This is a genomic window from Persicobacter sp. CCB-QB2, assembly GCF_001274635.1.
Taxonomy (GTDB): Bacteria; Bacteroidota; Bacteroidia; order Cytophagales; family Cyclobacteriaceae; genus Persicobacter; species Persicobacter diffluens.
The window spans coordinates 3,262,862-3,277,547 of sequence record NZ_LBGV01000001.1 but is presented as its reverse complement, the minus strand read 5'-3'; the positions used below and the strand labels follow the sequence as shown (position 1 = coordinate 3,277,547).

Annotated in this window: 11 protein-coding genes; 3 read left to right on the top strand and 8 right to left on the bottom strand. The window is 42.7% G+C overall.

Annotated features, from left to right (window positions below; all coding sequences use genetic code 11):
* Window position 1: 1 nt before the first annotated feature.
* Entirely contained in the window at window positions 2-787 is a 786-nt protein-coding gene (locus NG22_RS14450) for a pseudouridine synthase (RefSeq protein ID WP_072159103.1), read from the bottom strand.
* Window positions 788-875: 88 nt separating this feature from the next.
* Here NG22_RS14450 and NG22_RS14445 point away from each other — a divergent pair, with 88 nt between their 5' ends.
* The gene (locus NG22_RS14445; RefSeq protein WP_053406376.1) at window positions 876-1,853 is read left to right on the top strand and encodes an endonuclease/exonuclease/phosphatase family protein; all 978 of its coding nucleotides are present in this window, start codon (window positions 876-878) and stop codon (window positions 1,851-1,853) included.
* Between the two features lie 792 nt (window positions 1,854-2,645).
* Here NG22_RS14445 and NG22_RS14440 read toward each other — a convergent pair.
* Entirely contained in the window at window positions 2,646-3,740 is a 1,095-nt protein-coding gene (locus tag NG22_RS14440) for a DUF4421 domain-containing protein (RefSeq protein WP_053406375.1), read from the bottom strand.
* A gap of 29 nt (window positions 3,741-3,769) precedes the next feature.
* Window positions 3,770-4,738: an App1 family protein gene (locus tag NG22_RS14435; protein WP_082305092.1), complete on the bottom strand. Its 969-nt coding sequence runs from the start codon at window positions 4,736-4,738 to the stop codon at window positions 3,770-3,772.
* Between the two features lie 238 nt (window positions 4,739-4,976).
* Between NG22_RS14435 and uvrA the strand changes: the two genes are divergently transcribed.
* Both uvrA and NG22_RS14420 read left to right on the top strand, forming a co-directional pair.
* Window positions 4,977-7,817, top strand: coding sequence for an excinuclease ABC subunit UvrA (uvrA, locus tag NG22_RS14430; protein ID WP_053406373.1), 2,841 nt, complete (start codon window positions 4,977-4,979; stop codon window positions 7,815-7,817).
* Between the two features lie 1,204 nt (window positions 7,818-9,021).
* Window positions 9,022-10,212, top strand: coding sequence for a BamA/TamA family outer membrane protein (locus NG22_RS14420; RefSeq protein WP_053406371.1), 1,191 nt, complete (start codon window positions 9,022-9,024; stop codon window positions 10,210-10,212).
* 308 nt (window positions 10,213-10,520) lie between these two features.
* Here the strand turns inward: NG22_RS14420 and NG22_RS14415 are convergent, their stop codons facing one another.
* From NG22_RS14415 to rsmI, 5 genes are all read right to left on the bottom strand, one after another.
* The gene (locus NG22_RS14415; protein WP_053406370.1) at window positions 10,521-10,973 is read right to left on the bottom strand and encodes a hypothetical protein; all 453 of its coding nucleotides are present in this window, start codon (window positions 10,971-10,973) and stop codon (window positions 10,521-10,523) included.
* Between the two features lie 36 nt (window positions 10,974-11,009).
* Window positions 11,010-11,429 carry a hypothetical protein gene (locus NG22_RS14410; protein ID WP_157601117.1) on the bottom strand — a complete coding sequence of 140 codons (420 nt, stop codon included), beginning with the start codon at window positions 11,427-11,429 and terminating at the stop codon, window positions 11,010-11,012.
* 85 nt (window positions 11,430-11,514) lie between these two features.
* Window positions 11,515-12,309 carry an inositol monophosphatase family protein gene (locus NG22_RS14405; RefSeq protein ID WP_053406368.1) on the bottom strand — a complete coding sequence of 265 codons (795 nt, stop codon included), beginning with the start codon at window positions 12,307-12,309 and terminating at the stop codon, window positions 11,515-11,517.
* Window positions 12,310-12,327: 18 nt separating this feature from the next.
* Window positions 12,328-13,980: an apolipoprotein N-acyltransferase gene (lnt, locus tag NG22_RS14400; protein ID WP_072159101.1), complete on the bottom strand. Its 1,653-nt coding sequence runs from the start codon at window positions 13,978-13,980 to the stop codon at window positions 12,328-12,330.
* A gap of 20 nt (window positions 13,981-14,000) precedes the next feature.
* A complete protein-coding gene (rsmI, locus tag NG22_RS14395; RefSeq protein ID WP_053406367.1) occupies window positions 14,001-14,681 on the bottom strand; it encodes a 16S rRNA (cytidine(1402)-2'-O)-methyltransferase in 681 nt (226 codons plus the stop codon).
* Between the last annotated feature and the right edge of the window lie 5 nt (window positions 14,682-14,686).

Genomic DNA, 14,686 nt, shown 5'->3' with positions numbered 1-14,686 from the left:
TTTATCTTTTGTTGGATTTTCCCGATTTAAAACGGTTAGGTTTGTTATTTGAAGTTGGTTTATTAGGCCTGGATTCTTCTCCCTCGGGGCGCTTAAAATTTCTTTTGCCTAGCTTTTTTATGCCTGATTTAGGCTTCAATACATCGGTGGAAAATCTTTTTTCGGCCTTCTGAAGTCGGGCCTTTGGTTGATATTTACGGTCACCAAAAACACTTTCATACAGACGATCCTGTGCAATTTTCTTAACCTCTCCAATCTTCATCCCTTCTACCTTCAACTCCTCTATTCCTGCTCTTACTAGGCGCAGACAGGGAAAACCTACCGAGGCCACCATCTTTCTCACCTGTCGGTTTTTGCCTTCTGTAATTGTGAGACTTATCCAGGAGGTGGGAATATTTTTTCTTTCCCGAATAGGAGGATTACGCTTTTCTAAAGGAGGTTCCGCTATGCGCTTCGCCCATGCGGGAGCGGTAAAGTGGTCTTTCTTTTCAACATTAATCGTTACTCCCGCTCTTAGTTGCTTTAAAGCATCCTCCGTGATTTCACCTTCGACCTGTACCCAATACTCCTTCTTATGTTTAAACTTTGGATGTAGTAATTGATGATTGATCGCTTTGTCATTGGTCAGAATCAACAGGCCCTCACTGTCCTTATCCAGCCTTCCAACGGGGTATACGTCTTTAGGGAAATCATACAAATCCGCCAGGGTATCACCCTCTCCTTTGAATTGTGTAAGGGTGTTAAATGGTTTATAGATCAGGTAGTAATAATATTGCTCATCCTTCATAGCACAAAGATACCAAGAAAGGAGTTATGTTTTACAGGGATACTACAGCTCTTCCTTCAAAGAAATGTAAAAACTAAGGTATAAGTACATGAGACTAAAAATTGGCAATTTTAACTTATTCAATTTAGTGTTGCCGAATGTAAGGTACCATGGGCACCGAAAATACAGTCAACAGGATTATGATAAGAAGTGCGACTGGATCGCCCAGCAATTGGATAAGATGAGGTGTTCCATAGTCGCCTTTGAAGAAGTATTTCATCATTCTGCTTTAGTGGAGGCGGTGGAGCGAAGTCAATACTTAAGGGGAGCAGAAATACGTACTGCAAATCCGGATGGAGATCAGCCCGCTGTAGGATTGGCTTCTTTGTTTCCAATAACCCATACAGAAGTTATTCGCGCTTTTCCTTCCACCTTATTCGTTGAAGGAACAGAAGTACCCTTTCACAATTTTAACCGGGCCATCCTTCGGGTAGAGATTCTGGTGGATACTATTCCTATGACTGTATTTGTGACCCATCTCAAATCTAAAAGACCTATTATCCATGAAGGAGAAGATCCGCATGATCCCGTACAAAGGGCGAAAGGTAAAGCAAGGTCATTACTGATCCGGGCCGTGGAGTCGGTTGCTTTAAGAGAAATATTGGTAGAGCGTTTGAGGGGGAGCGCTTCCTCTCCTGTGGTGGTGCTGGGGGATATGAATGATTCTGCTTTGGCCGTGACCAATGATATCATCAGTGGAACCCCTCCACATCGACGTTTTGATACTCGCGTGAAACAGAAAATCTGGGATGTGCTTCTGTATCCTGTAAAAGACATACAAGCACGACAGTCCACCCAGGACGTCTATTATACTTATATCCACAATGGTTATTATGGCGCCTTGGATCATATTTTGGTTTCACAAGAGTTGCATCCGCGGAACCCTCATCGATTAGGAGCAGTAGAGTATGTGAAAACTTATACCGACCACCTTATCGATCAGACTTTATCTATGGACAAGGTGCCGGTTTGGAAATCAGATCATGGGCAGGTGGTGGCCAGTGTGAAGCTTTATACACCAGAATAAATCACGAAAATCATCCTGGTGAGATTATTAGGCGTAAGCTAAATATAGTCTAGTGTTCCACGTGGAACGTTATGCTGCGGGTCGTGGAATTATGGAAAATGATTTCGCCTGATTGTTAACCATGGCCTGAAACTTTGTAAGGGAGATAGGCATATGAAGTCTTGTTCATAAAGATTCCCCGCTAGCCTCAATAACCCATGGCGATAGCTTTGTTTCTGTTGTGTTTGGGAAATTGATTGTTTTTTCTCCTATTTGAGGTACCCGTATAAAGAGTAAATCGTAAAATGAGTTTGGCCTGGAGATAAACAAACATATTCCATTAGCTGTAGGGGTTGTTTTGCTATTTCACAGCTCAAATTGACTCGATCCTACTTGTTACCCTTTCATTTACCACCGTGAAAAAAATCGAAATAAGGTTTATCCCCTCCTCATGATTTTTAACCCGAATTATTCACCGCTAAATTAAGTAATTCGCCTTAACTGATTTATTATCAACTCAATAGACTCATTTCTACTGATTTTTTTATAGCCCAAATTTGGGCAAGCTTGCTTTCTCCTCATTCATCTGCTTCGTTGGAAAAAACTCGAAATAGGAGACTATTCCTTCATTTTTCCCGCCTTGCAGCTAAAAGAGGATTGAAGCATGAATAATCCGGGTTAACTAAACGTGGATTTAAGCATGAATTATTCGGATTGTACATGCATTATCGGGTCTTTCCGCGGTATTATTTATCAAGGGGAAGCGTTTTTCATATCCTTAGATGTTCCACGTGGAACGTTTATTTTTCCTGCTTAATCCAAGCCGACTATCTTGAAAAATCGTCCTTTTAGCTTCCAGTCAAAACGCTTGCCCACCACAAAACGGAAGGAACCATTATAACTATTTAAGCCGGTTTTTTCATAGAAAATGGCGTTCCATTGTAGAGCGGAATGGATTCCCAGGAACCAGTTGGCCTTATTATATCCGATACTAAAACGTGAAACACCACAAAAGCCCATTCTGAATTCTTTAGCATTGGGTTCTTCAGTCAGGTACTCCAGATTGGTGTAGTTATAGGAAGGGCCCAGCATGAACGTCAGGCTGGTGTAGAAATTACGGCGGATGACCAGGTTGTAGCCATATCCACCCATTAGTCCAGCTCCTATGGCCAAGGATTTTTGAAAGTTCATTTCGGGAAAGTGTATAGAGGACTCCCCCAATATTCCTTCCCCATCGTTATAGATAGAGGAAAGAAAATAAGTAGCTCCCGCCAGCCAGGATCCTGCACTTTGCAATTGTCGCTGGGTTTGGATAAAGGAGGAGCGGTAAGAAAATTTCCTCCAATTAAATACATAGGCCAGGTTACCACTAAAGGAGCTGGTGGTTAAGTTGGGGTAAGCAAGCTGGACATCAAGTGCACGCTCTGTCGGTTTTATCCAGTCTTCCCAACCCAGGTGTTGAACATGATATCCCTGATAGCGCTGTAGTCTAAACTCTCCTACCAATTTTACATCATAAACATTTACCTGCATATCCATCATGCTGGTTTGAAGGTCATGGGAATTCGAGGAAGATGGAAAGTTAAAGGAAGCATTTACCCCTAACCAATTATGATTAAAACCTAGTCCCAGGTTGGTGCTGGGGGTGGGTTCGTAAAGTAAGCTTTGATCCACCTCCCGGTCTTTATTGAACACCGCGAATTGATTAAACTTGTTGGCAGTAAAGATTCTTAGAGTCCAGTCCTGGGAATAATCCTTGATAAAGGTAGTGTCATAATGCGACCATTTTTGCGCATTATTAATACCCAATAGCCTTTGAACAAAGTTGCGCTCATCGATTTCCCTGTCTTTTTTTTGGGCCAGTAGGGAGATCGGGAATACCAGTAAAAAAAATAAGAGTCCCTTCAAAATAATTCGTTTGAGCAAATATTATCAAATTATGGTAATTCTGCATCATTCATGATCAGGGAAGGTAGATTATTTTGCAAATAGCTTTCCGCTTCTTTTGAGCTTTGAAATAGATGGAAGCTTATGTCAAGTGCATTGATACGAGCCGAGAATTGACGCACCTTTTCCTGGCTGGTTTTAGGAAGCTGGTGGATTAGAATAGCGGATATTCTTTGAGGGGAATGGCTTGCAATATCCTGATAGATTTGCATGTCTTGCTGCCCACTATCTCCTATCAGCATGAATTTCATTTCCGGAAAATCAGCAAGGAGTTGCAGGATATAAAATTTCTTCAACTGGTGGTGTTCTCCCTGCTTTTGTATTAAATCGCCCCACCTACTTTTGAGTCTGTTCAAGAGGAATACGCCTTTTGGGAATTGGTGGTGTTCCACAAATTTTCGAAGAAAATCAAAGAGATTCCATTCACTACTACTGATGTAAAACAGGGGCTGTGTTCCTTCTTTCGCCAATCGATTATACCATTTAGATCTGCCCAAGAATGGCTTGCGGTTAAGGGCATTTTTGAAAAGTAACAGGGGTAATTTCTTCCATTTTTTCAGTGCATGTGAGATCAGGAAGGTGTCATCAATATCAGAGATCACAGCCATTTTGCTTTGGGTGATGAACAGCTCCCCTTGCCCGAAAAGCTTTAGATCCGGAACATATACCTCATAGTCGTGCCATCCTTCGGGCAGATGATCTAGCTGCATTTCCAATTCAAAAAAACCATCTTCCTCGCTAATGGTCGTATACCTTTTCCCATAAATACTGATGGCAACAGTATATCGCCCCACCCCCTTCAGGCGGAAGCGCTTCATCATGTCCTGCATATTTTTGGGGGCTCGCCACCATCCATTTTTAGGATCTTTGATTTTATACTTTCGGATAATATGCCCCATTACTCTTCCGCGAGTAGAAGAACCATATCCAAAATAAGGAATAACACGAGCGTATTTCATAGCGTATGAGCGGAAGGACTTATTTATAAGGTACAATTATTTTAGCGGTAAAGTGAAGGGAATTATCATTGGATATGGATCATTTTTGCTAGATTATCAGTTACTTCAAAGGAAAGGGCCAAGCCCCTGGCCAGGCTGATTTTGGTAAAAGTGTTGCTTTTGTAGCGCTGCCTTTTTCCTATCAGGCTGCCAACGGAAATGCCGGTATTCTCCTTAAAAAAATATTATCTTTGATCTTATGAGCAAAAAGCTGACAAAGAAAACAAACGGCCAAATGACCACGGATCTGGAACAGTTAGATCCCAAGTCACATATCATTATTAAAGGTGCGCGGGTGAATAACCTGAAGAATTTAAGTGTTGCCATTCCCAGGAATAAGATGGTAGTCGTGACTGGGCTGTCTGGTTCCGGAAAATCTTCTCTGGCCTTTGATACACTTTTTGCCGAGGGACAACGCATGTATGTGGAAAGTCTGAGTTCTTATGCCCGTCAGTTTTTGGGAAGAATGGAAAAACCGGAGGTAGATTATATCCGGGGCGTTGCACCGGCCATTGCCATTGAGCAGAAAGTGAACACCCGTAACCCACGGTCTACGGTGGGAACTTCTACTGAAATTTACGATTATCTGAAGCTATTATTCGCCCGTATTGGTCGTACGATCTCTCCTGTCAGCGGAGAAGAAGTCTCTAAAGATGCGGTGGAAGATGTGGTCGATAAGATTCTATCTAATGAGGTGGGTACGCGATTGATGGTATTAGCTCCTTTGATGGAACATGAGGACCGGACCATGGAGCAGGAATTACAGCTTTTGCTCTCTAAAGGGTATACTCGTGTGCAATGGAAAGAGGAGATCCTCTTTATTGAAGACCTGCTTCCTGATCATGATAAAATTAAGGATCACGCTGAGATTCGGGTATTGATAGATCGACTGGCAATTCCGGAAGAGATTCCGGAAGAACTACAGTTCCGAACGGCAGACTCTGTTCAGACGGCTTATTTTGAAGGGGGCGGCACCTGTATTTTGGCTTATACCGATGGAAGGATTGAAAGTTATTCGGATAAATTTGAACGAGACGGAATAGTGTTTGAAGAGCCTTCTGCCAATCTGTTTACCTTTAATAATCCCTATGGGGCCTGTAAGCGATGCGAAGGGTTTGGTTCTATTCTCGGGATTGATCCGGATCTGGTGATTCCAAATAAGGAGCTTTCGGTATATGAGGATGCGATTGCTCCATGGAAATCGGAGACCATGAAAAAATGGAAACAAAAATTGGTGGAAACCGCAATGGATTTTGACTTCCCTATTCATCGCCCGATTGAAGATATGGAGCCGGAATTGGTTGAGTTGCTATGGACGGGAAACAAACATTTTAAAGGGCTGAACAAATTTTTTGACTTCCTGCAGAGTAAAACCCATAAGATTCAATACCGGGTGATGCTTTCCAGATACCGGGGGCGTACCACTTGTCCGGACTGTCGTGGTACCAGATTACGCAAAGATGCGAGCTATGTGAAAGTGAATGGAAAGTCAATTACCGATGTGGTTTTGATGCCAATTGCGGAGGCTCGTAGCTTTTTTGATACATTAAATCTAACCGATTTTGAGGCAGGAGTAGCGAAAAGAATCCTCAAAGAAGTAACCAACCGACTGGAATATCTGGACCGGGTGGGACTGGGCTATCTGACACTCAACCGCCTTACCTCTACCCTCTCCGGTGGAGAATATCAAAGGATTAAATTAGCGACTTCGTTGGGGAGTGCTTTGGTGGGCTCTATGTATATTTTGGATGAACCCTCTATTGGACTTCATCCCAGAGATACCCAAAGGCTGATCGGCGTGCTGGAATCACTTCGGGATTTGGGCAATACCGTCATTGTGGTGGAGCATGAGGAAGAAGTGATGCGTGCTTCTGATCAGATTATTGATATTGGCCCCAACGCCGGATCTCATGGTGGTGAATTGATGTTTCAGGGAACCCTGGATGAAATGCATGGCGTGGATACCCATACGGCCCATTACCTTTCCGGAAAGATTGAAGTACCAGTTCCAGAGAACCGTAGACCTTTCAGTAAGACGATTAAGATTAATGGCGCCTCAGAAAACAACTTGCAAAATATTGATGTGGAATTTCCGCTTGGTGTTTTGACAACGGTGACTGGCGTTTCCGGATCCGGTAAATCTACCTTGATCAAGAAGATTCTCTACCCTGCTTTGGGAAAAAGGCTGGGTACGGTAAATGAGGAAACAGGTAAAATGAAGTCGATTACAGGTGATATTGAGAAGGTCACCCGTATGGAGTTTGTCGATCAGAATCCCATTGGAAAGTCTTCTCGCTCTAATCCGGTGACCTATGTAAAGGCATATGATGTGATCCGAACTTTGATGTCTGGTCAGTCATTGGCCAAACAAAGAGGATATAAACCTGCTCACTTCTCCTTTAATGTGGATGGCGGTCGCTGTGAAACTTGCCAGGGAGAGGGGACGCAGAAGATCGAAATGCAGTTCATGGCCGATTTGCACCTGACCTGTGAGAGCTGTAAAGGAAAAAGGTTCAAACAGGAGATCCTCGAGGTGGAATATAATGGAAAGAATATTGCTGATATTCTGGACATGACGGTGGCGGATGCGATGGAGTTCTTTGCTGATCAGAAATCCATCATCAATAAATTGAAACCACTCTATGATGTAGGACTCGGTTATATCGGGCTGGGGCAATCTTCTTCTTCCCTTTCCGGAGGAGAAGCGCAACGGGTGAAACTTGCCTACTTCCTGGGGCATGGGAAATCAAAAGCGGGAGAACACACACTTTTCATTTTTGATGAACCTACCACTGGTTTACATTTTCATGATATTGACCGATTGATGAAAGCCATCAATGCCTTGGTGGATCAGGGAAATTCGGCCATTATCATTGAGCATAATATGGAGGTGATTAAATGTGCTGACTGGATCATTGACCTCGGACCGGAAGGCGGACAAAACGGAGGGCAGGTTTTATTTGCCGGTACGCCCGAAGAAATGGTTAAAATTGATGTTGGCTATACTGCGCCATACCTTAAAGAAAAATTGAATAGCTAAAGTCTATTTAACATAAATTATGATGGAAAAAGCGACTGTTTCACGTGGAACAGTCGCTTTTTTTGTAAACAAGAAAATTTGATTCTACTGTTATCGGCTTTTTTCAGTAGTAGCATTTTGGTTGCTGTTTTAAATGGTCATGGATTTGAGTGCGGAACTTTTTCCTTGTTGGTAATTTTTTAGAAGAGGACTTTAGCTTTGAGATTAAAATCAACTCAAATTATTCCTCCCCAATTTCAGCCTTGCCTAAAAAAATGGAAAGTCAGTTAATGATCATTGGAGGAGCATCCACCGGTACTGTGATCAAAGAAAATAATATTGAGGGATTATTACCCTGCTCTTCATTCCTAGTCCGTTATTGATCAAAATAATACCTTGAGGTTTTCTGGAGGAACCAGCGATGGATTAGCCTATATTGATCATAGCCTGACGATTTGTTTATCAGGATTAATCCCAATTACCGATTTCAAGATTCAATGTGCCTACCCTAAGGGTTTAATTTTAATATAGTTAAAGCATTACCCCTGATTTTTAAATACCCTAATTGAGGTTAGCTTGCTTTCTCCATATGTATCTGCTTCTTTGATAAACACGAAAAGGAGAACGGTTCCTTCCCTTGCCCTTCTTTCAGCCAAACGAATATTTAAGCATGTATAATTTGATTCAAATAAAACTTAAGTATTAAAAGCTCATAGTGATCCGAAATCCTTTTGAAAAAAGATCAGAAACAATAAGTTCAATGCGACAAGGTAACGGGATGGTACCCTTTTCAATTAGAAGGTGCTATCATTTTCGTTGGTGGTTACAACCCCAGGTTCAAATTATCAGTTGAAAGCAAAAAAATAATATTTTTCGGAGACGGAATTATAGTGGAGGATTTATCCAGGAGGGTAAGGGTAAGGAGGGATTAGTCATTATTTGCTTAGTTAAACGGTTAAGGAAAAATGACCTTTAGGGTGCTATAATATTAAGGCTTACGTTTACAAATCAATACTCATAGTCAATAGAAATCCCAGCTTTTTTCTTTTGATTCACTGGTCAAGCATAAAATAGCGAATTTTCTACCTACTCTTGATATGTGGCAAAAGTGGTATTCTCATTAATCAAGCGTGTAAATTTGGGCCAAAATGATAAAAATAGGTATGCTATTTCTACCTATTGATTAAATTGCTTAGTCATTCATAGCATTATTCAATTACCTTATATGATACGATTTTTAAAAATCGTTATATTAATTGTAATAATATTTACATTTAATATTTCTTTAGCTCAGGATCTTGCTGATAACCAAGTAGATAGTGTTGAGCAGGAAAGTAAAAAAGATAAAAACCTTAAGTTTAGTATTTTGGGAGGCCCGGGCTATACCCCTGACTTCGGTGCCCTCATTGGAGGAAGTGCCTTATTCACCTTTAAAACTGATCCTACGGATAGTCTGATCAACCGTTCCAACGTTCCGGTGGGTTTTGCCTGGTTGTTTAATGGTGGGTTTAATGCGATTGTACGTCCTCAGTTATTCTTCAATGAGGATAAATTCCGGATTTTTGGGCAGTTCTATATCAAGGATAATCAGGAGAATTATTATGGAGTAGGTTTCGAAACCAATAAGGAGCGTCCCAGAGGAGAGGCCACCACACAGTATGCTGCAACGGCTTATCAATTTAATCCGATTTTCTTATTTCGCCTGGGCGCCTCTGACTTCTTCTTAGGCCCACAGGTGGATATTACCAGTACCAGGATCAGGGATCCTGCCGAACTAATGGTGGAAGATCCCTATTATATTGCCGCCGGAGGAACTGCTGAGGGAGATCGAATATTCAATTCCGGTTTGGGTTTTCAGTTATCTTACGATACGCGTGACTTCCCGGCGAATGCCTATTCTGGGGTTTATTTTATTGCCTCAGCCGTGTTTTATGAAAAGTTTTTTGGAAGTGATTATTCCTTTCAGTCTTATCAGTTAGAGTATCGTCAATATAAAGCCCTTCCTTTTTTGGGGGAAAGAAGAAACCTGGCCTGGACAGTTTCGAGTAATACTTCAACAGGAAATGTACCCTGGACAGATATGTCTAAAGTGGGTTCGCCCTTTGATTTGAGGGGTTATTATTTGGGGCAGTTCAGAGATAAAACGACTTCTTATGCCATTTTGGAATACCGCCATATGCTGAATTTTGATCATAAAACCTGGGCAGGCCGATTCTTTAGCAAATTTGGTTTTGCTGCCTGGTGTGGTGTGGGAGCAGTCGGTCCTACCCCATTTGATGTGGAGGGCTGGTTGCCCAACTACGGCGCCGGCTTGCGCATTGAGGTACAACCAAGAATGAATTTCCGAATGGACATTGGGAAGGATCCGATTAATAACCAAACCCTATTGTATTTCAATATGACGGAAGCTTTTTAAGCCAAATTATTCACCGCTGGGTTTAAAGACTTTCTTTAACCTACTTGTTGTCAATCCATTATGTCCGTGTCTGCTGATTTTTTATAGCTCAAATTTGGGAAAGCTTACTTTCTCCTCATTCATCTGCTACCTTGGGAAAAACACGAAATAGGAAACTATTCCTTCATTTTTTCCGCATTGCAGCTAAATGAGGATTGAAGCAAGAATAATCCAGCTTAAGCATGCATAATTCAGTCTGATATTAAAGAAGACAAAATAAAAAGGGAGGGAACCGAATGGATTCCCTCCCTTTTTTTAGGATTAAACTGCTAATAAATCGCCTTAATGGAGACTTTTTTACCATTAATAGAATACTGATCTCCTGCTTTTTTTCCGATAATCTGTTGCCCCAGTGGGGAGGCAGGGGAAAGAGCAAAGTAGATTTGCCCCTCATGTTGCAGCTTTCCAGCCCCTATACTTAAATAAAAGTTGCCGGCAGAGGTAATGACTAGACTTCCCAATTCAGCTTGCTCCATAGGCTTGTCCGGGTGAATAAGCTCCAGGGCCTTTTTTAGTTTAGCAGATTCATTCAGCTGTCCTAATGCCTTTTCTTTTTCTAGCTGCGCCATGGCTCTGGCGGTCTCATATTTATCGCCAGCAGAACTCTTGGTTTCGCTGTTAGAGGCTTCCTGCGCTGCCTGAATATTCTCCTTCGCGCGGTTGATTCTTTCCTCTACATATTCAACACAGGCCTGATAAAGGGCAACTTTAATCTCAATCATCGGATAGTTTTTAATGGGAAAACTAAAATACGGAATTTAGAATCGATATCCGATACCTACCTGTAATCCCATTCTTTTGGCATTGATGTAATAATCCCCGCTGAATTCCATCAGCCAGTTTTGGTCAAAATGTTTAGTGAATCCTGCACCTAAACTTACATCGGCAGAATTCCAGAAAAGGCCGCGGGCACGCAGGTAAAATCCATCCACAGGGTAGATTCTCATCCCGAATGTGGCGTGGTTTTTATTGTCCCAATGCTGGTAACCACTGGTAAGCATCACGGTTCTCGTAACTCCAAATTGCCCCTCCACATCGAAAAGAAATTTGGCTGGTCGGTTGAGCATTGTGGCTCCAAAGTGTCCTACTAGGTTAAAATTTTGCGCCTTCCCTTCTGTTTTCGGGAAGAACACCATTAAGCCTAATACCATTAGGCATGAAAATAAAAACTTCTTCATCTATAGGTAATTTTTTAAATCGCCAATAAACGAAGAAGTTATTTATTTCTAAAAATATTACATTTAAAAATATCGGATCGGGATATTATTGACACCAGTGTTGATGGATCATCTTTTGAAGGTCTTGATGGATGGGGCCCCCGGCAATTAATTGTTTACCGAAAAGAAAATCCGGACCTCCCTTAAAATCGGTTACTTTTCCTCCGGCTTCCTCCACTATGATGATGCCCGCCGCAATGTCCCATGGCTTCAGGTTGTATTCATAGAAAGCTTCGAATCGACCACAAGCTACATAAGCCAGATCAATGGCCGCACTGCCTAGTCTTCTCAATCCATGGGTGCAATGCATTAATTTATCCAGGATCCGAAGATAGGCGTCCATCTCCTCAAAACGCTGATATGGAAAACCGGTAGCAATTAAACTGTCGGAAAACTGATCCGCCTGGCTGACTTCAATCTGCTTACCATTCAGATAAGCCCCCTCCCCTTTTACCGCAGAGAACATTTCTTCCGTTTCCGGTGCATAAATAACCCCCAGTACCGGCTTGCCTTCATGCAATAATCCAATACTTACGGAGTATAGCGGTAGCTGGTGTAAAAAGTTGGTGGTTCCATCTAGTGGATCAATTACCCAGGTATATTCTGCCTGTCCCTGTGCAGTGGTACCTTCTTCGGTAATAAAACCAGCCTCCGGAAAAAGCTGACTGAGCTTACTCACCAGCATTTTCTCTGTTTCCTTATCAACATAGGACACTAAATCATTTAATCCCTTCTTTTCAATCTTGCTTTTGTCCATCTGTCGGCATTCATTGCGTTGGAAGGCACCTGCCGCTCGGGCAATTTCAATGACTTCTAAGCAAAGGTCTTTTAGATTTTTCATGCGATATAGAATTAGGTGTTATTCTTCTTCAATCAATCCTTTGGTTTTCCCTCTTACAAAAGCAGCCAGGAAGAAAAACAGGGCCATCCATTGAGCGGTCCGGCCTAAGTAGTCTCCGTTTTGCGTGTAGAAGGTAAATGCGGTATTGGCCTTCAAACTACCCCGGATAACGTCCTGCACCCAGTAATCTGTTGGCTGCAGGATATCTCCACGCTGATTAACGAAGGCAGAAATTCCGGTATTGGCGGAGCGTGCAATGGACCTGCGGTTTTCAATGGCACGCAGGCTGGCATATTGTAAGTGCTGAATGTGGCCCGGGGTATTGCGCCACCAGCCATCATTGGTGATAATGGCGATAAAGTGGGCTCCGTTGCGAATGTACTGTGCCATGAAATCACCATAAATGGATTCGTAACAAATGGAAGGGGCAATACCGATGGAATCACTGTTAAAAAAAACAGAGCGCTCCTGTTGCTTACCAAAGTTACCCGTGGTGCCTCCTAAATTGAAGACGGTTTGGGTAAGAAAGTCAAATAGCCAGGGGTATGGAGTAGTTTCTACGCCCGGTACCAGTTTGGACTTGTGGTAAAACTGACGCTCCATATTTTCATTTAGAAATAGTCCGGCATTGTAGACGTCGTAGTAGCCCATATTGGGCTGAAAACGGGCGGTCTCGGTGGGCTTTTCCTCCATTTGCCCATATTGTTGATAGCTGGTCAGTCCGGTCAGCAAGTTAAGCTGAGGGTACTTTTCTTTAAATTTATAGATCGTTCTTCCCTCAGCATAAGTACTGAATTGTTTTTCAGAGAAAACCTTGTCCAGTGCACTTTCCGGCCATAAAAGGAAGCGCGTGCTATCCGTGATTTTTTCCTCAGATAGCTGGATAAACCTTTGGAGTTGCTGCGCAAAGGGAATGAAGTTTTCGCTATTCTGGAATTTTTCGGAATAGGGGTCAATATTGGGCTGCATGGCGATAAACTCTACCTCCTCACCCTGCTCCTCAAAATTATTATAAATAAAGTAGGAAATGCCGATGGGTAAGCTGAGCCCAAATATGAGGGCATATGATAGCGAGATATAGCGAAACTGTCCTTTGTATAAAGCACCACCATAAAATAATATGCGGTAAATAAGCATATTCATGATCAGCACCCAAATGGTACCTCCAGCGGCTCCGGTAATTTCATACCACTGCACCCACTGGTAGCGTTTGGCAAAAGCATTGCCCAGGTTGAGCCATGGCCAGGAAAGGCCCCAGTTCAGGTGAATATTCTCAAAGGCCAGCCAAAAGAGCATCAGGGCTACAAAGCTCCAGAATTCCGGCATCCTTTTGCGTACAAAGCTCCAGGCCAGGATGGGAAGCGTCATCAAAAAGCTATTAGCGACCAGCATCCCCATTGCTCCCTCCGGCGTTGCATTCCAAACCCACCAGGTGGTACTGGCATTCCATATAAAACAAGTCAGGTAAGTCCAGCCAAAAAATTTCAGGCCAGCCCTATTGATTTTCTTGCCAACGGTTTCTTCCCGAAGTACGAAAATGGGTACAAAGATCAAAAAGATGAGAAAGGTCAGGGGCATATTCGGCCAGGCTGCCCAGAAACAAAATCCGCTGAAAAGGGATAAAATCAGCGGGTACCACTGATTTGCTCTTAATTTTTCGAAAAAAGTCATGTTGGTACTATGCGCTGCTATTATTTTTTTCCTTCAATTACGATGACGATCTCCCCTTTCACTTTTTCTTTTTGGGAAAAATGGGTGATCAGTTCAGCCAGGGTTCCCCGGGCATTTTCTTCATGCATTTTGGTCAGTTCTCTGCTAACACATGCCTGACGGTCCTCTCCCATAAATTCCGCCAGCTGCTGCAGGGATTTTACTAATCGGTGTGGAGATTCATACAAAACAATGGTTCTCTCCTCTTCTGCCAGCGCCTGAACCCGTGTTTGGCGCCCTTTCTTATGCGGAAGAAAGCCTTCAAAAATGAATCGGTCATTGGGCAAACCAGAGTTTACCAGGGCCGGAACAAAAGCAGTTGCCCCCGGAAGGCACTCCACCGCAATTCCTTTTTGTACACATTCTCGTACAAGCAAAAATCCCGGATCGGATATGGCAGGAGTTCCGGCATCAGAACACAGCGCTATGGTCTGCCCTTCTTCTATCTGTGTGGCCCAGTGTTGGACAATTTTGTGCTCATTATGAATATGAAAGCTTTTTAGCGGCTTCGAAATTTCCAAATGCTTCAGCAGGTTGCCCGTCGTCCGGGTGTCTTCTGCTAAAACCACATCCACTTCTTTCAAAATCCGAATCGCTCTCAAGGTGATATCTTCCAAATTCCCGATGGGGGTCGGGACTAAATATAATTTTCCGGCTTCCATAAATT